Annotated in this window: 24 protein-coding genes, 2 pseudogenes and 1 riboswitch; of the genes and pseudogenes, 8 read left to right on the top strand and 18 right to left on the bottom strand. The window is 39.7% G+C overall.

Annotated features, from left to right (window positions below):
* Window positions 1-3: 3 nt before the first annotated feature.
* The 3 genes from WAX46_RS07690 to sspJ form a co-directional block, all read right to left on the bottom strand.
* Complete coding sequence (locus WAX46_RS07690; protein WP_226567998.1) at window positions 4-726, bottom strand: response regulator transcription factor; 723 nt, start codon at window positions 724-726, stop codon at window positions 4-6.
* A gap of 276 nt (window positions 727-1,002) precedes the next feature.
* Window positions 1,003-2,409 (bottom strand): amino acid permease, encoded by a 1,407-nt coding sequence (locus tag WAX46_RS07685; protein ID WP_226567999.1) that lies wholly within the window; start codon window positions 2,407-2,409, stop codon window positions 1,003-1,005.
* Between the two features lie 193 nt (window positions 2,410-2,602).
* Window positions 2,603-2,781: riboswitch (Lysine riboswitch) on the bottom strand.
* Between the two features lie 128 nt (window positions 2,782-2,909).
* The gene (gene sspJ, locus WAX46_RS07680; RefSeq protein ID WP_226568000.1) at window positions 2,910-3,053 is read right to left on the bottom strand and encodes a small acid-soluble spore protein SspJ; all 144 of its coding nucleotides are present in this window, start codon (window positions 3,051-3,053) and stop codon (window positions 2,910-2,912) included.
* 232 nt (window positions 3,054-3,285) lie between these two features.
* On the opposite strand from sspJ, the gene WAX46_RS07675 reads away from it, so the two are divergent.
* From WAX46_RS07675 to modB, 4 genes are all read left to right on the top strand, one after another.
* Entirely contained in the window at window positions 3,286-3,777 is a 492-nt protein-coding gene (locus tag WAX46_RS07675; protein WP_336493592.1) for a metal-dependent hydrolase, read from the top strand.
* A gap of 120 nt (window positions 3,778-3,897) precedes the next feature.
* Window positions 3,898-5,748, top strand: a complete 1,851-nt coding sequence (locus WAX46_RS07670; RefSeq protein ID WP_336493591.1) for an LTA synthase family protein — start codon at window positions 3,898-3,900, stop codon at window positions 5,746-5,748.
* A gap of 113 nt (window positions 5,749-5,861) precedes the next feature.
* Entirely contained in the window at window positions 5,862-6,638 is a 777-nt protein-coding gene (gene modA, locus WAX46_RS07665; RefSeq protein WP_336493590.1) for a molybdate ABC transporter substrate-binding protein, read from the top strand.
* Window positions 6,638-7,303 carry a molybdate ABC transporter permease subunit gene (gene modB / locus WAX46_RS07660; protein WP_226568004.1) on the top strand — a complete coding sequence of 222 codons (666 nt, stop codon included), beginning with the start codon at window positions 6,638-6,640 and terminating at the stop codon, window positions 7,301-7,303. The genes modA and modB overlap by 1 nt, the downstream gene beginning before the upstream one ends.
* 43 nt (window positions 7,304-7,346) lie before the next feature.
* On the opposite strand, the gene WAX46_RS07655 is transcribed toward modB, so the two are convergent.
* The 6 genes from WAX46_RS07655 to WAX46_RS07630 all read right to left on the bottom strand — a co-directional run bounded on the left by WAX46_RS07655 (window position 7,347) and on the right by WAX46_RS07630 (window position 13,573).
* Complete coding sequence (locus WAX46_RS07655) at window positions 7,347-7,934, bottom strand: hypothetical protein (RefSeq protein ID WP_336493589.1); 588 nt, start codon at window positions 7,932-7,934, stop codon at window positions 7,347-7,349.
* 385 nt (window positions 7,935-8,319) lie between these two features.
* Window positions 8,320-9,168 carry an aldo/keto reductase gene (locus WAX46_RS07650; protein ID WP_336493588.1) on the bottom strand — a complete coding sequence of 283 codons (849 nt, stop codon included), beginning with the start codon at window positions 9,166-9,168 and terminating at the stop codon, window positions 8,320-8,322.
* A 313-nt stretch (window positions 9,169-9,481) separates the two neighbouring features.
* A complete protein-coding gene (locus tag WAX46_RS07645) occupies window positions 9,482-10,093 on the bottom strand; it encodes a trimeric intracellular cation channel family protein (protein ID WP_226568007.1) in 612 nt (203 codons plus the stop codon).
* A 145-nt stretch (window positions 10,094-10,238) separates the two neighbouring features.
* Window positions 10,239-10,652, bottom strand: a complete 414-nt coding sequence (locus tag WAX46_RS07640; RefSeq protein ID WP_226568008.1) for a disulfide oxidoreductase — start codon at window positions 10,650-10,652, stop codon at window positions 10,239-10,241.
* On the bottom strand, window positions 10,649-11,362 hold the full coding sequence (locus WAX46_RS07635; RefSeq protein WP_336493587.1) for a DsbA family protein: 714 nt from the start codon (window positions 11,360-11,362) through the stop codon (window positions 10,649-10,651). Before WAX46_RS07635 ends, WAX46_RS07640 begins: the two co-directional genes overlap by 4 nt.
* A 117-nt stretch (window positions 11,363-11,479) precedes the next feature.
* Window positions 11,480-13,573: a heavy metal translocating P-type ATPase gene (locus tag WAX46_RS07630; RefSeq protein ID WP_226568010.1), complete on the bottom strand. Its 2,094-nt coding sequence runs from the start codon at window positions 13,571-13,573 to the stop codon at window positions 11,480-11,482.
* 416 nt (window positions 13,574-13,989) lie between these two features.
* Here WAX46_RS07630 and WAX46_RS07625 point away from each other — a divergent pair, with 416 nt between their 5' ends.
* From WAX46_RS07625 to WAX46_RS07615, 3 genes are read left to right on the top strand one after another with little or no spacing between them, the layout of a single operon-like run.
* The gene (locus WAX46_RS07625) at window positions 13,990-14,733 is read left to right on the top strand and encodes a metal ABC transporter ATP-binding protein (RefSeq protein ID WP_226568011.1); all 744 of its coding nucleotides are present in this window, start codon (window positions 13,990-13,992) and stop codon (window positions 14,731-14,733) included.
* Window positions 14,733-15,605, top strand: a complete 873-nt coding sequence (locus WAX46_RS07620; RefSeq protein ID WP_226568012.1) for a metal ABC transporter permease — start codon at window positions 14,733-14,735, stop codon at window positions 15,603-15,605. The genes WAX46_RS07625 and WAX46_RS07620 overlap by 1 nt, the downstream gene beginning before the upstream one ends.
* Window positions 15,606-15,618: 13 nt before the next feature.
* Window positions 15,619-16,557, top strand: coding sequence for a metal ABC transporter substrate-binding protein (locus WAX46_RS07615; protein WP_336493586.1), 939 nt, complete (start codon window positions 15,619-15,621; stop codon window positions 16,555-16,557).
* A gap of 37 nt (window positions 16,558-16,594) precedes the next feature.
* On the opposite strand, the gene WAX46_RS07610 is transcribed toward WAX46_RS07615, so the two are convergent.
* Window positions 16,595-16,771 (bottom strand): hypothetical protein, encoded by a 177-nt coding sequence (locus tag WAX46_RS07610; RefSeq protein WP_226568014.1) that lies wholly within the window; start codon window positions 16,769-16,771, stop codon window positions 16,595-16,597.
* On the opposite strand from WAX46_RS07610, the pseudogene WAX46_RS07605 reads away from it, so the two are divergent.
* Window positions 16,763-16,996: pseudogene (locus WAX46_RS07605) on the top strand (TetR family transcriptional regulator C-terminal domain-containing protein); the annotation flags it as partial. The gene WAX46_RS07610 and the pseudogene WAX46_RS07605 sit on opposite strands and share 9 nt — an antisense overlap.
* Before the next feature lie 44 nt (window positions 16,997-17,040).
* Here the strand turns inward: WAX46_RS07605 and WAX46_RS07600 are convergent.
* From WAX46_RS07600 to WAX46_RS07565, 8 genes and pseudogenes are all read right to left on the bottom strand, one after another.
* Window positions 17,041-19,531: pseudogene (locus WAX46_RS07600) on the bottom strand (heavy metal translocating P-type ATPase).
* A gap of 113 nt (window positions 19,532-19,644) precedes the next feature.
* Window positions 19,645-19,950, bottom strand: coding sequence for a metal-sensing transcriptional repressor (locus WAX46_RS07590; protein ID WP_226568017.1), 306 nt, complete (start codon window positions 19,948-19,950; stop codon window positions 19,645-19,647).
* 200 nt (window positions 19,951-20,150) lie between these two features.
* Window positions 20,151-20,423 (bottom strand): DUF6376 family protein, encoded by a 273-nt coding sequence (locus WAX46_RS07585; protein WP_336493585.1) that lies wholly within the window; start codon window positions 20,421-20,423, stop codon window positions 20,151-20,153.
* Window positions 20,424-20,669: 246 nt separating this feature from the next.
* Window positions 20,670-22,943: a CDP-glycerol:glycerophosphate glycerophosphotransferase gene (locus WAX46_RS07580; protein WP_336493584.1), complete on the bottom strand. Its 2,274-nt coding sequence runs from the start codon at window positions 22,941-22,943 to the stop codon at window positions 20,670-20,672.
* A gap of 244 nt (window positions 22,944-23,187) precedes the next feature.
* Window positions 23,188-23,397 carry an IS3 family transposase gene (locus WAX46_RS15810; protein ID WP_442895663.1) on the bottom strand — a complete coding sequence of 70 codons (210 nt, stop codon included), beginning with the start codon at window positions 23,395-23,397 and terminating at the stop codon, window positions 23,188-23,190.
* A gap of 102 nt (window positions 23,398-23,499) precedes the next feature.
* Window positions 23,500-23,994, bottom strand: coding sequence for a DDE-type integrase/transposase/recombinase (locus WAX46_RS07575; RefSeq protein WP_336493583.1), 495 nt, complete (start codon window positions 23,992-23,994; stop codon window positions 23,500-23,502).
* Between the two features lie 209 nt (window positions 23,995-24,203).
* Window positions 24,204-24,533: a helix-turn-helix domain-containing protein gene (locus WAX46_RS15805; RefSeq protein ID WP_442895662.1), complete on the bottom strand. Its 330-nt coding sequence runs from the start codon at window positions 24,531-24,533 to the stop codon at window positions 24,204-24,206.
* On the bottom strand, window positions 24,466-24,744 hold the full coding sequence (locus WAX46_RS07565; protein ID WP_336493581.1) for a hypothetical protein: 279 nt from the start codon (window positions 24,742-24,744) through the stop codon (window positions 24,466-24,468). The genes WAX46_RS15805 and WAX46_RS07565 overlap by 68 nt, the downstream gene beginning before the upstream one ends.
* Between the last annotated feature and the right edge of the window lie 354 nt (window positions 24,745-25,098).

The following is a 25,098-nucleotide window of genomic DNA, read 5'->3' as shown; positions in this document are numbered from 1 at the left end:
GAATTAATTCAGAACCTTCACAGGATGTGGAATAAATTTATATCCCATACCACGAATCGTTACAATGTATTCAGGCTGACTAGGATCTAATTCTATCTTTTCTCTCAGCTTTCGAATATGAACCATGACGGTGTTGTTATCACCATATGATGGGACGCCCCATACTTTCTCGTAGATTTGATCTTTTGAAAGGACCACATTCGGATGATCACAAAAGTACTTCAGCAAAGATAGAAGTTGAGCAGAGCATGCCGTCACCTCTCCTCTCACTTTCAATTCAGCTGCATGAGGATGATATGAGAAATGGGCATATTCATATTGGTTGTGAGCCTCTTCTTGCTCCTCCTGTAAGGAGATATATGTTCGGTTTAAGTGAGCCTTAATTCGGGCCACTAGCTCTAACGGATTAAATGGCTTTGTGATGTAATCGTCTGCCCCTTGTGCAAAGCCGGTCAGTTTATCTACATCGGACGTTCTTGCAGTTAAATAGAAAATGGGCGCTTTCGTATATATTCTCATTTCAGGAAGAACGTCAAAGCCAGACTTACCGGGCATCATCACATCTAAAATTAAGAGATGGATGTCTTCGTTTTTGACCACATCTAATGCTTCATTTGCATGGTAGGCTTTATAAATATGCTGAAATCCTTCTTTTTTTAATACGCGTTCAACCATTTTTACAATTGCTTCTTCATCATCTGCAATCAATATTTTTGCTGTTTCCACGCATCCCTTTCCTTTCTAGATATGTTCTCTAACCGTATATTACCATTGTCTAAAGTAAAAAAGTACCTCTTTTCTCCATAAAAGCGAAAAAATATCAACTAAAGAATATGGTATTACTAGGAATCTCGTAAAACAACTCGGTATATATACCGAAGAAGAAACAAAAGAAATCAAGGTCAGTACAACTGACCCATAGAGTGGCTACTATGTTAAGGATGAACGTGAAAAATCATTTACTTATTCATTTCACACCAATTTTTGAGAAACACATCTTCTTTATTCTGTTCCTTTAGCAAATCTTTTTGACATGAATGGATAAAGCAAAATACCAACTAAGAACAGGCCAATTCCGAGACCGAATGTTTTCAAATCAGCTGTCCCTGAAATAATGACCCAAGCAGAATATCCAATAGCAACAAGTGCAATGATGCCGTCTCTTGTTCGATTTCCTTTTTGGAGATCATACGTGTCGCCTTGTATGATGATCTTAAAGCTGTAGATCGATGACACGATATACGGAATGAGATATGCAAGTGTTGCTGATGTTGTTAAAAAGGTAAAAGCCTCATTAATTGTTCTTGACATCACTGAGAAAATAAACAGCTGTGACATAATATTTGTGACAGTCAAGGCGAAGGCAGGGCTCCCCTTTTTGTTTGTTTTTGCAAACACTGCTGGGAAATCACCAGCCTTTGCTGCTTGATAGGGTACTTCTGAACCGAGTAAGATCCAGCCAAGCATCGACCCAAATAAACAAATGATCGCAAGCATTGCCATGACAATTCCACCAGCTGGCCCAATAATCAACTGAAGCACGTCTACGAATGGTTTGTCTGAGCCTTGTAATTGATCGTGTGGCAACACGCCCATTGTAATCAGTGTGATAATCATGTAGATGGATAGTGCAATTAAAAGCCCTGTAATCGTCGCACGTTTGACATCACGCTGCGAGGACGCTCTTCCTGATAAAATAACAGCAGATTCGATTCCAATAAATGCCCATAGTGTAGAAATGGCCGCATGATGTATTTGACCCCCAAGTCCGAGCACCTCTTGGCCCCCTGATGCAACCGGGAAGTAATAATATTCAAATAATGTCATTTGGAAGGCAAATAAGCCTCCTACAATAAAAAGGACGAAGCCAAACACCTTTGAAAAGGTCGTAATAAAGTTTAATTTACTTGCTACACTTAAGCTTGTGATTAAAATAGTATGAGTTCCCCATAGAAGGATGGTACATACGATAAAAGTCGTGAGCTGACCAAGTGTGATCGCTTCTTTCCCAAAGGTAAAGATCACCGTTTTTACGGTTAAAATAGGGAAAAAGGTTGTTAAATAACCAGCAAGGCTTGTAATAATAGCGACATTACTAATCCAGCTCGCCACCCAATATCCCCAAACCATTGTAAAACCGGCAGCTTTTCCTTTTTTCGGATCTTTAAAAAGCGCCCTTGCATAACTTTGTGGTCCAGCCTTCAGATGCGGCTTATGAATGGACAAATGCCCAAATACAAGTGCAATCATCAGCACTCCGCCACCTGTGACAAGCCATGCCATCGTCACACCTAATGGACTCGCATGCTGAGCAAGCGTACTTGGCAGCATAAAGATGCCTGAACCTACCATATTTCCGACGACAAACGCCGTCAATAACCAAAAACCCCATTTTTTTGTCTGTTCCATTTCCGCACCTCCGTTTTATTCACTTTGGACCAGACCCGGCAGTATCTTCATCGATATATCTGTGAAGCAATGACTTACATTCTTTATGTTCAATAGGGTCACTTTTTTGTTAACAGCATACCCTTTTCTTTGTCCCGCAGAACATAAAAAAAGCCTGAACAAAAGTCCATGCTTTTCAAAACATACACCTTGATCTCCGGATAGCCCTCCACGCTTTAAAGACGTGGCAGTCCTGCATTTATTCAATGCAGACCCAGCATAAAGAAAGTTGGAGCTCTCTCTACACTTCGGCGCTGATGCCTTTTTTCTCATGATCGTTGATTCCATCTCTCCTATGAGTGACTCATCATCCGCGCAACCTCTACCTCACTGAGACATAGCGTGAGGATTTCTATTCATTTTTTACTACACGAAGGTTATCAAACATTCTTACATCTGTCAAAGGGAAAATCATAAAAAGAGCAGAGAACCGTTTCTCGTTTTCTCTGCCCTTTGATTGCTTATTGATGGTTGTTTTTCTTCTTTTGTACAGCTTCCTGAAGCGGATCACCTGCTAGTTCTTTACTGGCTTCTTCTAACAGCTGGTCTACCTGCTGATGGTTTTTCTCACTTTTCGCCTTTTTATCCTTTTGAAAAAATGACATCGCTACTTCCCCCCTTCTCATAAAATGCCTTTACCTGTGTAATTTGTGCTACAGCATTCATCATTATACAAGGGGCTAAGCTCATTCATCATAAAAGGTCTTTCTCTTTTTTTTCAAATAATGGAGAAAGGTCACTGTTTTTTCCTTTTTTCTTTAGAAATAAGCCTTGCTGAATGAATTCACCCTTGATATAGTGAGTACTTGAACCAAAGATAGAACAGGAGTACGCATCATGACAGGAAAAACACATATTATGGGCGGAATTGCAGCCTCAACAGCCGCCGCCTACTATTACGGATTTGACCCAGTCGCTATGGCTGCTGCTGGATCAGCAGGTGCCCTCATCCCAGATCTTTGTCATACGAAAAGTAAAATCGGGAGGAAATTCCCACTCCTTTCGACACTGATTAGTAGTGTTTTCGGTCATCGCACCTTTACGCACAGTTTATTATTTCTGCTGATCATTTATTTTGTTGCGACAACATACATACCAAATGACAGTCTTAGCATCGGTTTACTTGTTGGAATGGCGAGCCACCTTATTCTTGATGCAGGAACAGTGAACGGTATTAAATTTTTATTTCCAGCTACAATTAAAGTCCGTCTTCCCTTTTATGTCAAAACAGGCAGCACAGGTGAACAAGTCGTACTAGCTGCCCTCACCATTGTCACCTGCTATTACATCGCCGTCATTTGCGGAATGTCTATCCCCTTTCAGTTCTAGGAGAAGGAAAAAGAGTTTTTTAAAAAAGAAAGGATATGAATTGATCATTCCTCATTTTTTTAGTAGGTTTAAAATAAGTGTTTTACGCGGCTGAATAAAGAATGATGAGGAGCTACATAAATGAAAACGTTTTTCAAAAATCACTGGTTTTTAGTGTACTCCATCCTCTTCATGTGGATGAAAACATACATCATTTATCAATTCGGATTTCATATACGAACAGCGAATCTGTTTCACGAATGGGTGCTTTTGATGAATCCACTTAGCTTTTTGCTCCCTTTGTTTGGGATTGTTCTTTTTTTAAATGAAACGAAACAAAAGGTTTTTTTATTCACCACAAATTTTATTTTGACGGCAATTTTGATATCAAATACGATCTTTTACGGATTTTATATTGATTTTATTACCATCCCAGTCTTATTTCAGGCAAAGAATATGGGGGATATGGGCAGTAGTATGACTGAATTGTTCCACCCGCTTTTTGTCCTGATGCTCATTGATTTCGTGGTACTGGCTTGGCTGTTAAAGCGTAAACCGTTATCACCAAAAGCATCATTTAAGACAATTAAAACGTATTATGCAGTTTGCTGTAGCTTCCTAATATTCCATGTCAGTGCAGCCGTGTTGGATCACCCTCGATTTCTGACAAGCTCTCATGATCGAGAAGTCCTTGTACGAAACCTTGGTCTTTTTCAATTCCATCTTTATGATGGTGCTGCTCAAACGGCTCGTATTGGGCAAAAAGCCTTCGCAGATGAAGATACACTTTCAACAGTGGAAAACTACACAAAGGCTGACTACAGTGCACCAAACGAAGACTACTTTGGACTTGCTAAAGGCAAGAACGTCGTTTTCATTTCACTTGAATCAACGCAGCAATTTGTCATTGACCAAAAGGTAAACGGACAATACATCACACCATTTTTAAATCAACTCGCTAAGAAGAGCTTTTACTTTGATGAGTTTTATCAGCAGACAGAGCAAGGAAAGACGTCGGACTCAGAGTTTATTGTCGCAAATTCACTCTATCCATCTAGCAGCGGCGCTGTCTTTTTCACAGCGAGTGACAACGAATATGACACGTTATACAAGCAATTGAAAACAGAGAACTATCAAACCGTCCAATTTCATGCCAATAACAAGACGTTTTGGAATCGTGATGTGATGTATGAATCTCTTGGAATTGACCGCTTTTATGATGTCGATTCATTTGATGTCAATGAACAGAATTCGACTGGCTGGGGCTTAAAGGATATCGACTTTTTTGATCAATCCATTGATTATTTAAAAAAGTTGAAGACTCCTTATTACAGCACATTCATTACCCTGACCAATCACTTTCCGTTTGAAATTGACCAAAAGGATCAGTTTATCGATGAATATGATTCGTCTAGCTCCATTTTAAACCGCTATGTGACAACCGTCCGTTATCAAGATGAAGCCATTAAGACATTTTTTGACCGCATGAAAGAAGAAGGACTGTATGAAAATACAATGTTTGTCCTCATGGGTGATCATTATGGCATTTCAGAGGCACATCATGAGGCGATGGCCGAGCTGCTCGAGCAGGATGAAATCACACCGTTTGATGCTGTCAAACTACAGCGGGTACCATTTTTAATCTACATTCCTGGTATCACGGATCAAGCACCACAGAAAATATCTGAAACAGCCGGCCAAATGGATGTGAAACCGACACTCCTCCATTTGCTTGGTATTGAGTCCAAGGATGCCATTCAATTTGGAAATGACTTATTTTCTAACGAACGTACGCCTTTCGCTGTTCTGAGAAATGGGAATTTTATTACTGATGATTATCTCTATACAAAAAACACTTGCTATAACCAAAAAACGAAAGAACCTGTTGAACAAGAGGAAGTATGTCAGCCTTATATTGAGAAAGCCAATAAAGAGCTGTCCTTATCGGATAAAGTGATCAATGGGAATTTACTTCGTTTTTATCAGCATTAAAGCTGCCATCTGGCGGCTTTTTCTCTTCTCTTTTACTGAAAACCTATGAATGGTCAAATAAGTTTGATTATAATAAGGAATACACATGATATTGAATGATAAGAGGTGGGAACATGAAGTATCTATTCTTAGCTTTCGTCACGATCTGTTTGCTCCTGACTGGGTGTCAAACTGAGATGGAGTCATCAGATACAAGCAAAAAGACGGAGTTGGTGATTTCAGCGGCTGCAAGCCTGCAGGATGCACTAAAAGAAATTGAATCCACCTTCAACGATCAACATCCGAACGTAACATTAACGAATAATTTCGGATCATCAGGCGCACTGAAGCAGCAAATCGCTCAAGGGGCAAAAGTGGATCTCTTTTTTTCTGCGGCTGAAGAGCCTTTTGATGAACTTGTCCAATCCGGAGATATCGATCAGGATCATATAAAGGATGTCATACAAAATGAGCTTGTCCTCATTGTGCCAAAAGAAGACTCTTCTTCTATCAAAACCTTTCTCGACGTCCAGCATTTAAAAGGAAAAATCGCTCTTGGTACACCTGAATCAGTTCCTGCTGGTACACACGGAAAAGAGATTTTCACGAAGCTGAACATATGGGATCAAGTAAAAAAGAACGCTGTCTATGGCAAGGATGTACGTCAAGTCCTAAGCTACGTAGAAACAGGGAATGTAAAAGCAGGTGTTGTGTATAAGACTGACGCCCTTGTGTCCAAAAAAGTAAAGATTGTGGATGAGGCAAATCCGGACATGCATTCCCCCATCATTTATCCTGTAGGACTCGTAAAAGAGACGGTACACTTAGAGGAAGCCAAGACATTTTTTCAATACCTACAATCAGATACAGCCGCATCGATTTTTAAAAAGTACGGCTTTCAAGTGAAGTAATGCCGATGCTGACCGAAGAATTTCTGTCTCCAATATGGCTGTCCGTTCAAGTTGCCGTCGTCAGCGGGCTATTGGCTACTCTTTTTGGAACATCCATTGGCTTTTGGATGGCGCGAACATCTTTTAAGGGAAAAATGATCATTGAAACGCTTCTCATGATGCCTCTTGTCCTTCCGCCAACGGTCGTAGGATTTTTATTGCTTGTTCTGTTCGGAAAACACAGTGTGATTGGAAGCGCCATTGAATGGATCTTCCATCAGCCTGTCATCTTCACATGGTGGGCGGCGGTCATTGCATCGACGGTTGTGGCATTCCCGCTCATGTATCAATCAGCAAAAGCTGGATTTTCGACGATTGAGTCAGACATAGAGGGTGCTGCAAAAGTAGACGGTGCTCATTCATTCCAAGTCTTTGCCTATATCACCGTGCCGCTCGCCTTACCTTCCCTTCTTTCTGGTGCGATCTTGAGCTTTGCGAGAGCCCTTGGAGAATTTGGGGCGACCTTAATGTTTGCCGGCAATATCCCAGGGAAAACCCAAACACTCCCAACGGCAATCTATGTGGCCATTGATTCTGGACGAATAGAGCTTGCATGGACTTGGACGATTTGTATTGTGATCCTGTCATTTATTATGCTGCTGGCTGTACGCCGAAGCAGCACATAAAAAATCCCCCTATGTGAGAATAGGGGGGATTTATACCACATATTTACTTTGCCTTTTTACCACAGTATAAGTCAGGATTGATAAACAAGATGATAAGCAAAGAAATGCAGATCAGAATTGCAGTCACACTAATGGGAATAGGTACAAATAATTGATAGTTTCCTTTAAAAGAAAAGAGATGCAAAGCTAAGTTTGCGATCATATTTTTCAAATCAAAGACACCTAAGTTAGGGATCAATAAAAAATAGACCATATAGATAACCACAGATAATATAAAACTTCGACATAAACTACCTAAATAAAAAACAATTGTACTAAATAACCATCTGATACATACAACAAACATCAATTGAAGCAGGATAGAATGTTCAGTACGATCTTGATATGTAAACAACTGAACAGATATATTATGTGATATGACAGAATAAAATAGATGACTAGCCATATACGAAATGAAACAGATAATAGGAATAAAGAATAGAATGATCACATACAGAGACAGTTGCTTTGAAAATAAAACATCGTTCCACTGATATTGAACCGCTTTTATTTTCATCGTTTTATGTTTGATGTCATATGTTGTTAAATAAATTGCATATAAACCAAATGCAAGAGGATAAACCTCATCCATTCTTCTCCATGATGAAATTTACCTTTTGATGTTTAATTTGAAAATGTAAATCTTCAAAAACAGGCTGCTGTCGATATGACTTTGTGAGTCCCTTTACATGGATCATTTCCAAAACCCCTCTTGGTATTTTTTGAGATTATCTATAATATTTAAACAGCGCTACTTTGATTTGTAAATAGTTCTCCATCCTTTTTTTACAATTGATAAATTACCACAAATTGTGTTTTTGCACCACCTATTTTCAATGATTTTTAAGAATTATACACTTTTTTTAACACTTACTGACAATCGTTTGATTTATAGCAACAAAAAACACCTTTCAATAATCCCAGAAGTGTATCACTCAAGCCCTATCGAAAGGTGTTATAAAGTTCATTCTATTTTGTTATGATTCAAACCCAACCGTCATCGTCTCTGGATTCGAGCCGACGCGCTCATTATTATTTAATGCATTGATTTTTTCCATGTCTTCTTGAGAAAGCTCGAAGTCAAAAATGTCTGCATTTTGTTTAATGCGTTCTTCATTGATTGATTTTGGAATTGTGACGACGCCGCTTTGCAGATCCCAGCGCAAGATCACTTGTGCGACAGATTTATTGTAGCGTGAAGCAATGTCCTTCAATACGTCATGATCTAACAGCTTCCCTTGCATCAGTGGAGACCATGCTTCAATTTGAATGCCTTTTTCTTTTGCGTATTGACGTAATTCGGCAAGTGTCAGTTTCGGATGAAACTCCACTTGGTTCACGGCTGGGACAACCTCAGCATCTTTTAACAGCTCTTCTAAATGCTGAACATAGAAGTTACTGACGCCAATGGCTCTTACTTTTCCATCTTTATACAGATTCTCAAGCGCACGCCAAGTTTCTTTAAATGTATCAGCATTAGGTCCAGGCCAATGAATTAAATAGAGGTCTAAGTAATCAAGACCCAATCGGTTTAAGCTTGCGTCAAACGCCGCCAGCGCTTTATCATAGCCTTGATCTGTGTTCCATACTTTAGACGTAATAAATAAGTCTTCTCGTTTCACACCAGATTCTTTAATCGCTTTTCCTACGCCTGTCTCATTTTTATAAACAGCTGCCGTATCAATGCTGCGATATCCATTTCTTATGGCTGCTTTCACGGCATCTACCACTTGATTGCCGTCCTCCACTTTGAATACACCTAAACCAAACCAAGGCATTTCCACTCCGTTATTTAGTGTTACGGTATCATTCAAGCTTTTGACCATTTTAACAACCACCTTTTTCCAAGATTCTATCTTTTTCATTATCTCATGTTACGCTTTAAAACTCTATTAATAGGCGTTTCTCTTCTCTTCGATTGCCAAAAGCAACGCCCCTGTCATGCCTGCCTTGTCTTTAAGTCTAGTAGAGAAAATGTATGTATCAAGCAGCAGCGTCAACACCAGCTTCAGCCGAGGTCGCCAAAAAAACTGAATATCTCAATTCAGCCAAATGACAAGATTTTCATTCAACACGAAAATACCAACATTTGCTGAAAAAATAACAGCAAAAAAAGAGAGCGATATCGCCTCTTTGTTTTTACCCTTTATTTAAAAAATAGGATCTAGCAGGAAGCTGCCATTTGAATAGATAAGAGCACACTCGGCACGTGACAAGAATGAGAAATAAAAGATACAGGCTCATCTCCCCTTGAGCTAATCCAAGCCCAACGAATAAACCGCCAAGTGCTGCCCATACTGCATAAATCTCCGCTTTTAGAACGAGTGGTTTGCGCCCTGCCAAAAGATCACGGACAATTCCGCCACCGCTCCCAGTCAAAATGGCTGCCACAATGACCGCACTTAGCGGAAGCTCTCTTTGCACAGCAAATAAGGCTCCTTGAATTGCAAAGGCTGCTAAGCCAATCGCATCTGAGAAATTTCCCCATGTGCTCCAATGCTTTAGCAAGAGCTTTGGAAAAAGAAACACAATTGTAATCGACACAAGGGCAATGGTAAACATCTTCCCCTGTGACCATAAAGCCGATACTGGAAGACCGATTAATATATTTCGAATCGCTCCCCCGCCAAATGCCGTTACAATTCCCAAAATGTACACACCAAGAATATCGTACTCTTCCTCCATTGCCACAATAGCGCCACTAATGGCGAATGCGACAATGCCAATGATACTTAAGACTTCCCATGCCATTTTTCGCTTATCTCCTTACCATTGTCTGATCATCTAGCACTCCACCCTTAATGTATATCTGACACAGGCGAAAAGCAATACAAATTTTCTTTGAATTTTATCTTTTTGCGAAAATAAAAAATAGCCTACTTTTCAAGCAGGCTTGTTAATCTTCTTTTGCATTTAATAATAGCATACTGATGATGATAAGAATAAATGCAATAAGTGCTAATAATGGAATGGTGATAAAACCAAACCAATTCAAATAATCAAAGGAACAAGGAATTCCGCTCAGACAAGGGCGAATGGATGCAAAGCCCGGTATCTTTTGTTCCATATAATGATAGATAGAAAAACAAGCACCAATCATGGTTAAAGGAAGAACGTAATATTTCACTTTGACATCGCCACGGAATGTAGCAATTCCAAGTAAAAGCACAAGGGGATACATGAAAATGCGCTGAAACCAGCATAGGTCGCATGGGATAAACTTTTTCACTTCACTTAAATACAGGCTGCTCATTGTAGCAACGATGGAAACGATCCATGCGCTGTATAAGTAAACAAGCTTATTCTTCATGATTTTTTTCCTTTAAGCTCTTGATAGATTAATTCTTTAATTTCGTCATAGTCATAAAAGTTTTGTACTTGTTTATTGTTAATGAAAACAGTTGGTGTTGCGTTCACTTTGAACTGATTGACCAATTGATCATCCGTGTTCAACTGAGATTGATACGTTTTCTTTGACAAGTTTTCTTTTAGCTTGTCCGTATTGATTTTTGTTGTCTTTTTCGCTAATTCAGTGAGCTTAGCAGGCGTTACCCATTCCGCATCACTATTTGGCTGTGCATCATAGACAGCTGCATGAAATGCCCAGAAGTTTTTTGGGTCTTCTTTCCACACCTCTTCAGAAGCGAGTGCTGCTAACACCGCACCGTCTCCATGAACAGGCAGTGGCAAGTTAATAAATGAAAATGAGGCATCGCCTTTATCTATGTAGTCTGCTTTCAGCTTTGGGACAATGTCTCTTTCAAATGATTTACATGTTGGACACTTATAGTCCCCAAACTCGACGATTTGCACCGCTGCCTTTTTATCTCCCATGACAGGTTGTCCTTTAATGGAAGGCTTGCTGTCAACTGTTTGTGCTTCTTGGCTGTTGTTGTTGCCAATCACAACGAAAATACCAATGAGAAGAGCTGCAATGATGGTTAAAATGACGGCAAACTTGATGGATGAAGATTGATTTTTTTTACTCACAAAAGCACCTACCTTATCTTTTTCATTCATTCCTTAAAAGTAAAAAAAAGGATAATAGCTTAGGAAGATGCCATCATCCAACTTCTTCTATTTTAACAAGAGAGAGGCTATTATAAAAGACGCTATCGTGAATTTTTCCTTACAATTTTATTTCATGACCCTCATCGCATTTAAAACAGCGAGTACCGTTACACCAACATCAGAAAAGACCGCTTCCCACATGGTCGCAATACCGAAAGCCCCTAGTAATAGGAAAATCCCTTTGACACCAAGAGCAAACACGATGTTTTGCCAAACAATAGCTTTCGTTCTTTTAGCGACAGTGATGGCTTCTGCTACCTTTGATGGCTGGTCCGTCATAATCACGATATCAGCGGCTTCCACTGCCGCATCTGAACCAAGTCCGCCCATCGCAATGCCTATATCTGCTCTTGCTAATACTGGGGTATCGTTAATGCCATCCCCCACAAATAATAATTTTTCTTGAGGTGCTTTTTGCTGATCAATGTCTTCTATTTTCATCACTTTATCCTGTGGCAATAATTCAGTGTAAACCTCGTTCATGCCAATTTGCTTTGCGACAGCAGTCCCTACTTGTTTGGCATCACCAGTGAGCATCACGGTTTTAATTCCAGATGCTTTTAAAGCAGAAACTGCCTTGATGGCATCATCCTTTAATTCATCTGCAATCAGGATATATCCGGCAAACTCACCGTCTACTGCCATATACACAACAGTTCCACTTCTTTTTTCTTTTTCATACGCAATGCCCTCTCGTTCCATCAGGCGATGATTTCCCGCTAATACATGGACACCGCTAATCGTCGCTTTAATTCCATGTCCCGCAATATCCTCATACGCTTTGATATGGCGCTCATCTAGCGGCGAACCGTAAGCCGCTTTAATCGATTCTGCAATAGGGTGCGAGGAATGCGCTTCTGCTAGAGCCGCAAAAGAAAGCAGCTCCTCTTCCGACCACTTGTCATGGGTTGTCACGATATTGGTGACCGTAAAGTTCCCTTTTGTGAGTGTGCCTGTTTTATCAAAGACAGCATAGCATACAGAGTTCAGTGCTTCTAGGTAGTTGCTGCCTTTCACAAGGATGCCTCGTTTAGATGCTGCCCCGATTCCCCCGAAGAATCCTAATGGAATGGAGACGACAAGTGCACAAGGACAAGAGATCACGAGAAAGACAAGCGCCCGGTAAACCCAGTCAGACAATTGTGCTGATGGTATCAAAAGCGGCGGCACAAAGGCAAGCAATAGTGCAAGCACGACGACAGCAGGTGTATAATATTTCGCAAACTTTGTAATAAAGTTTTCTGTTTGTGCTTTTCGACTGCTGGCATTCTCAACTAAATCTAAAATCTTCGTCACAGCCGATTCGCTTAGCTCTTTTTGTACTTCTATTTCAAGAATGCCGTTTTGATTCACAAATCCAGCAAGAACTTCTTTTCCTGCTTCTACATCTCGAGGAACAGATTCCCCTGTTAATGCAGAGGTATCCACGAGTGAAAAGCCTTCCATCACGAATCCATCTAGTGGAATTTTTTCACCTGGTTTTACGACGATACGATCACCAGCTTTTACTTCTTCCGGCTTCACTTTTTTTGTTTCATGCCCTATTTTGAGATTCGCATATTCAGGGCGGATATTCATTAATTCACTAATAGACCGTCTTGAACGATTCACTGCCGCACCTTGGAAGAGCTCTCCAATTTGATAAAACACCATGACAGCCAGTGCCTCTGGATATTGCCGAATGAGAAAAGCACCAACAGTTGCAATGGTCATTAAGAAGTTTTCATCAAATACTTGACCTCGCACGATATTTTTCAGTGCTTTAAAGACGACATCACCGCCGACGAGTATATACGCTGCAAAAAACATGACAAATTTCAGCCAGCTATCTTCATGTATAAAATAAGCAGCTGTTCCAATCACAGCACCGCCAATTAATTTCAGTACAATTGTTTTTAAATTCTTTGCCCCATGATCGTGGTGATGCCCTTCTTCTTTTGGTGACACACTCACATGAGGTTCAATGAACTGAACGGTTTTTTTAATACGTTTTGACATGGCCTCTTGTGCATCTGCATGAGTTACAGTTAACGTGCCTGTCGCAAAATTAATAGAACATTCCTCAACTCCATCTATTTTGTTGACACCTGTTTCGATTTTACGCGCACAGTTTCCACAATCAAGACCGTTTAATACGTATTCATCCTTTGTTTTTTTCATGCTCTCACCTTTTTCTATATAAATAACTTTCCCTGATTCAAACAAAACTATTAGCGGCTTTAGATGTTATATATGAGCATATATTCATATATTGAACTATCCTTATTATATGAGGCGTTCTGATCAACTGTCAATCATTTATGAACAAATGATTTGTTTTTTGGCCAATGCTGTCACTTTGATTTTCAATAAAAGATGCTCATGTCCCTTTCATAACATAAAAACAATCGTTTGACCTCTGACGAAAAATATACAGCATATCTCTTTACAAAGGAAAGACATACGTTTATAATAAGTCGAAAGTTTCCCTAAGGAAACAAATTAGTCTTAAAGAATCATTTTAACCTAAATCAAAAATATTTAGTGAGTGTATATATTTTAAAAAACGCAATGATGATTGAAAGGAGCCGCAAGAGATGTCAAATGCTTTAACAATCGACCGACTTTATGTCTCATATCACGGAGAGGATGCATTAGAAAACGTCTCTCATTCTATACAGGAAGGGACGATGACAGGAATCATTGGTCCGAACGGTGGCGGTAAATCGACTTTATTGAAGGCATGCTTGGATTTAATTGAAAAAGATCAAGGGGATGTTCACTTTTTTGATCAGCCCTTTAAACAAGTCAGAAAACAGATCGCATATGTACCGCAGAGAAATGATCTAGATTGGACATTTCCTATCCATGTGCTGGATACCGTTCTACTTGGAACATATCCGAAACTTGGACTCATGAAACGACCTAAAAAAGAAGACCGGGCCTATGCATACCATTGCTTAGAAAAAGTCGGGATGCAGGACTTTGCGAAAAGACAGATTGGGGAATTATCCGGCGGCCAGCAGCAGCGTGTCTTTCTTGCTAGAGCACTTGCTCAAAACGCCCAGCTCTTTTGTTTGGATGAACCATTTGTCGGGATTGATATGGCAAGTGAAGAAACGATGATTCGCATTTTAAAGGAATTACGACATGAAGGAAAAACCATTCTTGTCGTCCACCATGATTTAAGTAAGGCCGATGATTACTTCAGCCATCTCGTTCTTTTAAATAAAAAACTGATCAAAGCTGGACTCGTACAGGATATCCTTCGTCCAGAGGTGATACTGAAGGCATATGAAACGCAGCTACCATTCTTAAAATCAGCAGGAGGAGACGTGTAATGGAATTCTTAACCGGACTCTTTGAATATGCGTTTTTACAAAAAGCGTTATTTACATCCGTCATGGTGGGCATTATATGCGGCGTCATTGGCTGTTTTATCATTTTACGGGGCATGGCTTTGATGGGAGATGCCATTTCACATGCGGTGCTGCCTGGTGTGGCCATCTCTTATATGCTTGGGATTAACTTTTTTTTTGGGGCCGTCTTAACTGGGGTGTTAACAGCGATTGGCATTGGATATGTCAGTCAAAACAGCCGCATTAAAAATGATTCTGCCATCGGCATTGTATTCACTGCCTTTTTTTCAATCGGAATCATTTTGATTACATTTTTGAAAAGTTCAAGCGATTTATATCATATCTTGTTTGGAAATGTACTAGCTGTTCGTTCATCTGATATGTGGATTACGCTTGGGATCGGCATTTTTATTTTGCTGGCGGTCATCATTTTCTACAAAGAACTGCTCATTAGTTCATTTGACCCGGTGATCTCTTCTGTTTACGGTTTACCGAACCGAATGATCCATTATTTTCTCATGACATTACTCACCCTTGTCACCGTTGCATCCCTGCAAACCGTCGGCATTATTCTTGTCGTTGCGATGCTTATTACGCCGGCAGCCACCGCTTATCTTTTGACTGACAGGTTATGGATCATGATTTATTTATCTGCTTTTTTCGGTGTCGTTTCTGCTGTCGTGGGACTCGGGCTTAGTTTTACGTATAACCTGTCTTCTGGTGCTTCCATCGTTTTGGTCGCAACCATGTTATTCGGCAGTGCCTTTATTTTTTCACCGAAGCAAGGTATTTTGTGGAGATCATTAAAATCAAAACGAAAACGAAAACAATTAAAAAAAGAAACATCTATGTAAAAGGAGGATATATATGAAGAAGTTATTTGCAATCCGTTTGATCGCAGTATTCATTGCCTTTATGGTCATCGTAGGTTGTTCTAATCAACATAATAATTTCGCCAAAGATGATGGCAAATTAAAAGTTGTCACGACCTACTCCATTCTTTATGACATTGTGAAAGAAGTAGGGGGACAGCATGTCTCTATTCACAGCATTGTTCCAATTGGTACAGATCCACACGAATTTGACCCACTGCCAAAGGATGTTCAGCATACGACGGATGCAGACCTTGTTCTATATAATGGCTTAAACCTTGAAACAGGGAACGGCTGGTTTCAAAAGCTGCTTGAATCGAGCGGCAAGGACGGGGATGATGCACCGGTAGCGGAACTAAGCAAGGGCGTCAAAGTGAAGCATTTATCTTCAAAAGGGCTGGAAAGTCAGCAGGATCCTCATGCTTGGTTGAATGTCGAGAACGGCATTCTTTATGCCCAAAATACCCGGGATGCGCTCATTGAAGCAGACCCCGAGCATAAAGAGGATTATGAAAAAAATGCAGATGCTTATATCAAGAAGCTTCAGGCTCTTCATGATGAAGCAAAAGACAAGTTTAATCAGCTTCCAAATGACAGAAAGCTGCTTGTCACAAGTGAGGGGGCCTTTAAGTATTTTGCAGCTGCATATGGACTGAAAGCGGGCTACATTTGGGAGATCAATACAGAAAATGAAGGAACACCTGGTCAAATGAAACGCATCATTCATTTTGTGAAAGATCATCGCGTTCCTGCTCTATTTCTTGAAACAAGTGTAGATAAACGCAGTCTGGAAAGCCTTTCTGAGGAAACCGGGGTTCCGATTAAAGGGAAAGTCTTCACTGACTCCATTGGAAAGAAAGGGGAAGATGGAGACAGCTACTATAAAATGATGAAATGGAATATTGACACCATTTACAAAGGACTGTCCTCATAAAAAAAGACAGGCGGAGTGAGTCCGTCTGTCTTTTTTGTTAGCCTGCCATATTTTGCGGGTGTTTTTTTGGCCAGGTGACATAGCTGATGCTAATGAGGAAATCAATGATTAAGACCATCCCCCACACATATGCAAGCTGCATCAATGATTCTGTTCGCTCTGGTGCTTGGATGAGAAAGGTAAGCACAAAGAGTAAACCGGTTCCATGCGTCATTATTTTTCCACACAGCAGGAGCTATTTCTTTTCTCTATGAATCTGATTCAGGACAGAATCAAAGAACGAATGACAAGGCTTCCATTAAACGGCTCAACTGAAGAAAATGTCCTTACTTTATTGGAGCAAGTCCTTCCGCTTGATGAAGAACGAAGGTTTGAAATGGAGGTTTGGCAGGCTTTTACGATGAAATCGTTAACTGAACCAGAATTACAGCCGCTCAATGCAAAGATGTATGACGAACTTCTACCAAACCCTAAAAGAGAACTTCATTCTGCCACTCCCTCTCTGACAGGTTTCAACCGCTGTAATCTGAGTGAATTCAGCACAACCGACACGGAGCTAAAGGCCATTGCCACTCCTGCAAGCCATGGCACAAGTAATCCAAATGCTGCTACTGGTATTCCAATACAGTTGTAAGCAAGCGCCCAAAATAGATTTTGCTTGATGTTTCTCATCGTTTTCTTGCTAAACTCAAGCGCATCTGCAATGGCATGAAGATCTCCTGTCATGAGCGTAATATCTGCCGCTTCCATGGCAACGTCTGTACCTGTTCCAATCGCCATTCCAATATTCGCTGTCGCAAGGGAAGGTGCATCATTGATGCCGTCTCCGACCATTGCGACTTTCCTTCCTTGTTCCTGAAGATCCGCAATGTGAGCAGCCTTGTCCTCAGGAAGAACCTCAGCGATGACATGCTCAATGCTCGCCTGTCTCGCAATCGCCTCTGCTGTGCGCTTATTATCCCCTGTCATCATCACGACGTGAATTCCTTGATGTTTCAGCCGGGCGATCGCTTGAGAGGACGATGATTTAATCGTATCTGCAACCGCCACAATACCGGCTGCATCGCCGTCAATGGCAATGAGCATCGCCGTTTTCCCTTGTTCCTCTAGCTTATTAATGGATGCTTCTACTTCATCGTATCGGATGTGGTGTTTCTTTAACAGCTTCCGTGTTCCAATCAAGAGCTGATGACCAGCGGCCTTTGCTTCAATTCCATGACCAGGATCTGCTTGGAAGGCTTCTACATTGACCGCTTCAAGACCTCGCTGCTTCATTCCCTCCGTAATCGCTCGAGCAAGTGGATGCTCTGACTGCTGTTCTGCCGATCCCACTAGCTGAAGCAGTGTGTCCTCCGTCCAAATTCCAAATACCACCACATCTGTGAGACTTGGTTCACCTTTTGTCACAGTCCCTGTTTTATCTAAAACCACAGTGTCCAGTGATTGGGTCACTTCTAAATGCTCTCCACCTTTAAACAGAATGCCTGATTCAGCCGCGCGGCCGCTGCCAGCCATAATAGAGGTCGGTGTAGCAAGACCGAGTGCACAAGGACATGCAATGACTATCACCGCTATAAAAGTCTCAAGTGCTGACGTCACACTTCCTGGATCTACAAAGAAAAACCATATGAGAAAGGTCAGTACAGCGATACCTACAACAATGGGAACAAAAATCCCTGAAATTTGATCTGCCATTCTTTGAATCGGTGCTTTTGAGCCTTGTGCTTGTTCTACCACTCGGATGATTTGTGAAAGGGCCGTCTCTTTCCCTACTTTTGTTGCTTTCACTTTGATAAACCCATTTTTATTGATGGTTGACCCGATGACCGTATCTCCTGCGACTTTATCAACTGGCAGACTTTCTCCTGTAATCATGGATTCGTCTATCGCTGTTGTTCCCTCGATGATTTCTCCATCTACCGGCACTTTCTCACCCGGTTTTACAAACACAAGATCATTTACTTTCACATCAGAAATAGGAACGGTCATCTCTTTCCAATCTCTCTCGATGACAGCTTCTTTCGCTTGTAAGCCCATCAGTTTTTGAATCGCTTCTGATGATCTCCCTTTTGCTCTTGCTTCCATTAATTTTCCGAGCACAATCAACGTAATGAGCACAGCACTTGTTTCATAATAGAGAGCCGCCTCATGTGTGCCTTGAAAAGCTGACTGAATGCTTTCATATAAACTATAGAAAAAGGCGGCAGATGTTCCAAGTGCCACAAGGACATCCATATTGGCACTTTTATTTTTTAATGCTTTATAAGCACCTTCATAAAAGGGCCAGCCGACAATGAACTGAACCGGCGCCGCTAATGCAAGCTGAACCCAAGGATTCATGAATGCTTCTGGCAGCCAAATAAAAGATGTGAAAGAAAAATGGCTGACCATTGCCCAAAGGAGAGGCAGTGACAAAATCATGGAGAACAAAAAGCGTGCCATTTGCTTCTCAATCGTTGCTTGGCGATGATCTTTTTTCCCTACCTCTGCTAGTTCTTCTGCTGGTTCAATTAATGAATACCCAATGGATTGAACGGCATCTTTGATGTCACTTGTAGACGTTTGACCGGGATGGTACATGACCTGAAGTGTCTCAAGCGCAAAGTTCACAGACCCATGATCGACACCGTCCATACGGTTGATTTTTTTTTCGATTCGGTTTGCACAAGCCGCACAGGTCATTCCTGTAATTTGAAAGTGGATTTCTTTTTTCATTTTTCTCACCTCTCCACATACTCCATGGGGGTACCTTTTTTGAAAAAAATAACGCGCTGGCGCAAGCAGCACGTATGTTCATTTATACGACATCATATCCCTGTTCTTCAATCACATCAGAGATACGGTGTAACGTGACTTGATCAGGATGAAAAGAAACCTCCACCTGCCCCTTGTCTAAATGGACTTTCACAGACTCAACACCTGCTAATTCTCCCACATTTCCTTCGACTGCTTTCACGCAATGTCCGCAAGACATGCCCTGCACTTGAAGTGTTGCTTGTTTCACTTCTCATCGCCTCCATCAATCATTTTCTATATTTTACTATACCCCAGTAGGGTATCATTGTAACATAAATGATGCGTTCCGTGCTATGATTTTGTCAGTTTTGTGAAGACGTTCATTAACTCTTCAATGGCTTCATCCCCATTGCCGTTCTTAATGGCATCCGCCACGCAGTGGTGTGTATGCTTTTCCATTAATTGAAGACTGACCTTTTTTAAAGCCGCATTAACAGCAGAAATTTGATTGACGACATCTATACAGTAACGATCGTTTTCAATCATTTGCTGTATCCCTCGAACTTGTCCTTCCACTCGTTTCAAGCGATTGATTAATTGATCTTTTTCCTTCTCGGCTCTAGGCGAAGCGATATGTCTTTCTTCATGTTCTGTCATCTAATCACCTTTTTTCTATCAAACTTGTCTTTCATTCAATTAAAGCATATCTTCACCTGAAAAGGCAAAGATATGCTGAGACCACTGTGTTTTTTTCCTAGTTTGTTAACTGTTCAATATCTTGCAAAAGGATTGCTGAAGCTGCTTCATGAGGCCTTGCTGATCCTCCAAAATAGCTGCAGCAACGAAGTTGTCTGTTTTCAATTGCTGTAAATAGGTTTGAATTTCCTCTGACAGCACCTTATTTTTTTCAATGATTCAAGCTGCTGCGTCAAATCTGCTCTTTTGGCAGCATCTTGTACAGCTTCTTCCGCAAGCTGTGGAAAATCCTCTGTGAATTGCTGAATATCCGTCACATACTCATTTGCCTCTGTGACATATGTCGTTGTATCGTTCACTTGGTCTAGCAGTCCAGAACATCCACTTAACAAAAACGTACCGGAAAATAGAATCGCCATTACATATTGTTTCAAGATCCATCATCCTTTCATCTGTTGTGTTGAAAGCACTCATTTGTCTCGCTTTATGAGGACGCCACAAATGGGAAGATATGAATTTGAATTGGTTGGAGGTGTTTTATGTAAGTCGGATCGGTTTTTGATGATGATTGCGGTGATTGTTGTTTGTCTTTTATTTGTTCAAAGGAGTATTTGACTTTACTAACAGAAAAAAACCTCTACTTGTTTCCATACCAAGTAGAGGTAAAACCCTGATTACATTTATTTATTACGAGTAAATACCTCCTTTACAACCCGTTCACTTGCCTTTCCATCTTCTAGTGAACAGAATCTTTCATGGAATACATCGTATTTTTCCTTGTAGGCATCTTTCACGCTTTCGATGTTCTGTATGCTATTTAGCACTTCTTCAGACGTATACAATAATGGACCTGGTAGATCTTTTTCAACATCAATATAAAAACCTCTCAGCACATCTTTGTATTTATCAATATCATACGTAAAGAAAAGAATTGGCTGTCTTAAGTTTGCAAAATCAAAGAATACAGACGAGTAATCAGTGATAAGGATGTCGCTTGAAATATATAAATCATTGATATCGTTATATTTAGAATAATCAAAGGCAAATCCTTCAAACCCTGTTAAATCAATATTATCCGAAATGAAATAGTGCATTCGTAATATGATTACATATTCTTCGTCTAACTCTTCTTTTAACAAATTTAAATCTAATGTGAGATTAAATTTGTACCGCCCTGCTTTATGAAATTCGTCATCTCTCCATGTTGGTGCATATAAAATAACTTTTTTATCAGCAGGTATACCGAGCTTCGATTTAATCATCACTTTATCTGCATCCGTAAAGTTTTTCAGAATATCATTTCTTGGATATCCATAAGTTAATATTTTTTCTTTCGGATACATAAATGCACTTTCGAAGATTTTTTCGGAATATGAGTTTGCTGCAATTAGGTAATCCCATTTACGTGACTGTAAATAAAATTCTTTTTTATAATCGGGATTCGCGGATACTACATTATCCATATCAAATACTAATTTCTTAAGTGGTGTTCCATGCCATGTGGATAAAATAATTTGTTCGTCTTTTTTATAAAGCCACTTTGGCTGCCTCATGTTTAAAACAAAATATTTTGCGACTGTGACATAATAAAAAAATTTCCAGCTAAATCGCTTAATTACTTTGACATTCTTATGCTGAAATTCTTCTTCATTTGCCACCATTTCTTTATCATTGAGAATCCAAACATGCTTCCATTGGTTTGGCTCATGTTCAAGAAGATATTTAAAAATAGCTTTAGGACTATCCGAGTAGTTTCTTCCTAAAAAGCTTTCATAAACTATTATGTTATGTTTGATAGGCAATCTAGAGAAGAACAATTGTTGAACTGTTCTTTGTCTCTCTCTCTTCTTTTTCGGTTTTATACTCTGATACAGATTATAATAAAGAACGCGCTTTTTACTTAGACGATATGCCTTATTGTAATTCCCATCCTTAATAGCATCAATTTCTTTTGTATGTCTTCTATTCAGTTTGATTGGATTTGACTCTGCATTCAAAATGGTTTGACAGGACTGATAAATAGGCGTTAAACGTTGAGTGCCTTCTTTAAAAATTGGACTTTTTACAACTTTATATAAATATTGGCTGATCGCTTTAACCTTCACTTGTTTAACTAAAGCCAAATCATCGCATCGTTCAATTGATTTGCTTAATATTCGAAACAATTCTTCAAATCTATGATCATGTTCTTCCTGAGAAAGTGATGGAAAATTAATAGGATCATTATGAATCAGCTTATAGTATAGGCAGATTGAAGTTTCCAGAATAGATAAAGCATCTTGATAAAGTTTCATTAAGAAAGGAATATCACTATACAATGATGTGCTTTCATCAAACTGTATTTGATTGTTCAGCAAGTATTTCTTTTGAACAACGAATCCGTGTGACTTTAATTGGTAGGATATCTTTTTAAAAAACTTTTCTTTTGCAATCTCATGATAATGAGCTGATACAACATTCTCCTCAAAAAGCATCTGCATGACTTCATTTTCATTTGCATCAACATTTAATTTTTTCAAAACATGACTTAAATTATCTAAAGTATCATGCTGATACAAAGCCTGCTTCATTTCCTTTAATGTTGTTTTTCTGTCTACGATTGTCTTTTTTACTTTCAGCTTGAATACATTCAATTGTTCTTGATCAATGATTTGCTTCGCAAATAAAAGCGCATTTGGATGTAAGAAATCATCTCCATCTAAAAACAAGATGTATTCTCCTCGAGCTTCTTCTATGCCTTTATTTCTACTAATGCCTGCATTTGTATGAGGTCCCATATTGATTGTTCTATAGTAAAAAGTAAAAGACTCTAATATTTCTTCTAGATGTTGACTATCTTGATGAACAAAAAGCACTTCGAAATCTTTAAAAATTTGATCATCTAAACTTTTAATGCAGTTATCAGTATACTTTTTATTGGTATCCTTATAAGGAATAACAATAGTAAATAACATAAGATCCCTCTTCCAAATTTCATATAAACAACCCTAGCGATGTATTACCTTTTCATCACTTAATTTGAATTAAAAAACAATAAATATTATAACAAAAACATGTTATTATACAAAAAAAGAAAATTCGTTTATTAAGAAAACTTTGCCTAATCACTTCCAATTTTATCATACTTAACATAAAAAAACCACAGTTCTTGTCTGATGTGCCCCCTGTCAAGTAGACAGTGGAAATAACTAAAACACATTAAACGGCTTTAGCCCTGTATTCCATTGGGCTGAGGCCGTTTAGTTTTTCTTGTAGACGATTGTTGTTGTAAAAGTGGATATATTCATCAATTGCGCTTTGAAGTGCCTCAAATGTCTCGTACGAATTCCGTCTGTATTTTTCACATTTTAATTTCCCCCAAAACGACTCTATGGGGCCGTTATCAATACAGCGGCCGACGCAGGACATGCTCTGTGTCATATTTGCTTTTTTAATCATCCTTCTAAACTGGTGAGACGTGTATTGAAACCCTCTATCGCTGTGAAGGAGAGGACATGCGTTTGGGACTGTCTACAGCGCTTGGTTCAAGGTTTTAAATACAAGGAGATTATGATTTGATTTCCCTAGCACATAAGACACGACCATTCCCTCATGAAGATCTAAAATGGCACTAAGGTACGCTTTCCGATTGCCGTATTTCAGCTCTGTCACATCAGTCACCCATTTTTGATTTGGTTTGTCCGCTTTAAACTCTCGATTCAGGATATTTTCGGACACATGTTGAGGCGTCGTTTTGCTGTCACGTTTTTTCTTCCGCCGAATGACACACTCTAGCTTAGCCACTTTCATCATCAGCCGATAGATGCTCTTATGATTGAGCCGATCTTTAAAGCAGCGGTTCATGTTTAAGGTCATTATGCGGTATCCGTAGATACCGCCAATTTGTTCGTGAAGCAGTGACATTTTGGCGATAATCTTTTCATTCTGTTTTTCTCTCGCGCAAGGTACTCGGCTCCTCCATTTGTAATACCCTTGGCGCGAAATGTTGGCAATATCACATAACATTTGGACAGAAAAGCCTTCTTTTCGATTCAGCTCTAAAATGACGAGATATCGATCTTTGTACCAAACCTGACTTAAAACCGCCTCCTTTTGATCTCTTCCAACTTTTTTAAGAACGCAACCTCTACTCTCAAACGCTCATTTTCCTGTTCTAGCCGTTTGTTTTTCCGTTGAATTTTTTGTTCAGGTGTCAGTTCTTCTTCGGTTTTGCGTTACCCTCGCTTGTCTTTTAAAGCCTCATCTCCGCCTTCTTGATACTTTTTCACCCATTGATACACCTGTTGGTAGGACACTTGATGAATCTCCATTGATCTGGCGTAGTCCTTTCCCTGAGCCAGACACTCCTTCGCAATTTCAATCCGTTCTTCCAATGAAATGTTCTTCCGTTTGGTCATCAAACGATTCCTTCCTCTCCCGCTGTCTTTTAAGGTTTTATGACCATTATAAAGCTCCACCCACTTCATTAGTACAGATTTACTGGAAATCTGATATTTTCTTGAGATTTCTCTTTGAGAGAAGCGTCCGGATAGGAAGTCCTTCACGGCCTTGTATTTTAATTCTGGGGATAAAACTTATGGTACTTTGAACGTTCCAAACTCTCCACACCCAAAATATCTTGCGATATTCTCCATTCCCAAATCGTTTCTGTTGAATGGTATATTTTTCTGCGATTTCCCTCACCGAATAATTCCCCTGATCACACTCTGATAAAATATTCAATTTTTCTTCTTTTGAAAACCATTTACCGGCCATGAAAAAACTCCCCTAAGGTAGATTTATTTATTTCATCTGTCTACCTTTAGGGGAGCATATCAGTCGAGACTTGAAATAAATATAAACAAGAACGTATTTTGTCTGTATGATAACATCCAGTTTCTTTTAAGATTCACATTGTCTATGGTACTAAATAAACTCATATCTAATGAGTGTCTGGTTATATTATAACTATTTAAAAGAAAAAAGACGCTATTCATAGCGTCTCAGACCGTAGACAAACCCCACCTTTACTTCAAGTAAAAGTGGGGTTTTCACTTATTTTGATAAAATTTATCAGTTGTCTTACGCTGGACATGGTCCTTTCCATGTCCAGTTTGCTAGCTTTTTGAG

Source organism: Bacillus sp. FJAT-53060 (genome assembly GCF_037104745.1).
Lineage (GTDB): Bacteria > Bacillota > Bacilli > Bacillales > Bacillaceae > Bacillus > Bacillus stratosphericus_B.
The sequence above is the reverse complement of the archived record's forward strand: the minus strand, read 5'-3'. Positions and strand labels throughout refer to the sequence as shown.